This is a genomic window from Kitasatospora sp. NPDC127116 (assembly GCF_042677365.1).
In the GTDB taxonomy this organism is placed as follows: Bacteria; Actinomycetota; Actinomycetes; order Streptomycetales; family Streptomycetaceae; genus Kitasatospora; species Kitasatospora lactacystinica.
The window spans coordinates 1-1,336 of the sequence record NZ_JBHXTL010000302.1 but is presented as its reverse complement, the minus strand read 5'-3'; the positions used below and the strand labels follow the sequence as shown (position 1 = coordinate 1,336).

The window sequence follows — 1,336 nt, the reverse complement described above, 5'->3', positions numbered from 1 at the left end:
GGGCGTGCTTGGGCGCCCCCTCGTCCCTGCCGCGCAGCGGGGCGGGCTGGGGGGGCCCCCCCCCCGGCGCGGCGCGGACCACCGCTTGGTCGCGGACCACTGCCGCGGCTCAGACCACCGTCACCGGGTGGGCCACCACCGCACCGAACAGGTAGCCCTCCCGGTTGAACACCGCCCGCTCGGGCTGGGTGTTGCCCCGGCGGTCCGTGGCGCGGGCGCGCAGCTCGTACCGACCGGGCCGTTCGGGGCGCCAGTCGAAGCTCCAGCGCGTCCACCCGTCGGCCCGCGGCTCGTCGCGCAGTTCGGCGCGCCGCCAGGTCCGGCCGCCGTCGGCACTCACCTCGACCCGGCGCACCGCCGCCGCCCCGGACCACGAGCGCCCGTGCAGCCGGTGCTCGCGCCCCGCCGCCAGCCGCGCACCGGCGGCCAGCTCGAAGGCGCTCTTGACCACCTGCTCGGTGAGCGGGTCGCCGCCGCCCGGCGGGTACTCCGGGCCGAACATCCGGTAGAAGTCGGTGTTCCACGGCGAGTACAGCCGGTGGTCGGCGACCTCCACGCTGCCCACCCACTTGATCGAGGCGATGCCCACCCAGCCGGGCACCACCAGCCGGGCCGGGGCGCCGTGGTCCGGGGTCAGCGGCTCGCCGTTCATCTCGTACGCGAGCAGCACGTCGTCCAGCGCCTTGGCGATCGGCAGCGGGCGGCGCACCGGTCCGTAGTTGGTGCCGCCGGCGACGAAGTCCGGGTCCAGGCCGGTGGGCAGCACGTCCACCGCCGCCCCGGTCAGCCCCGCGGCCCGCAGCACCTCGGCCAGCCGGACGCCGCGCCAGCTCGCCGAGCCGATGCCGCCGAGGGTCCACGGCGTACCCGGGACGGGCTGGTTCTGCTGGCCGGGGTAGTAGCTGCGGGCGTTGCCGGCGCACTCGATCAGCGCGCTGATCCGGGTGGACGGCAGCTCCCGCAGGTCGTCCAGGCCGAACTCGACCGGGCGCCCGGCCGTCGGGGCACCGCGCAGGCCGCTGCCGAAGAGCCTGAGGCGCCAGGTGCCGGGGTCGATCAGCGGGGTGCTGGTGTGGTTGCGGACGAAGAACCGCTCCACCGGCACGTGCCGGTGGACGGCGGCACGGCCGTCGGCGTCGCGGAAGGCGTCCCAGCGCGTCTCGGCGTTGGTGCCGCGCGGCACGAACCACTCGGCGGGCAGCGGTTTGACGATCCCGGGCACGGGCCCGGGCAGGGAACCGGGCCCGGGCAGGGGGCCGGGCGCGGGCACCTCCTCGGGCACGGGCCCGGGCAGGGAACCGGGCCCGGGCAGGGGGCCGGGCGCGGGCACCTCCTC

At 77.5% G+C, this 1,336-nt stretch carries 1 protein-coding gene; it reads right to left on the bottom strand.

Annotation, left to right across the window (positions count from 1 at the left end; all coding sequences use genetic code 11):
• Positions 1–109: 109 nt before the first annotated feature.
• Positions 110–1,330: a sulfite oxidase gene (locus tag ACFVHV_RS43795; protein ID WP_380359489.1), complete on the bottom strand. Its 1,221-nt coding sequence runs from the start codon at positions 1,328–1,330 to the stop codon at positions 110–112.
• Positions 1,331–1,336 lie beyond the last annotated feature (6 nt).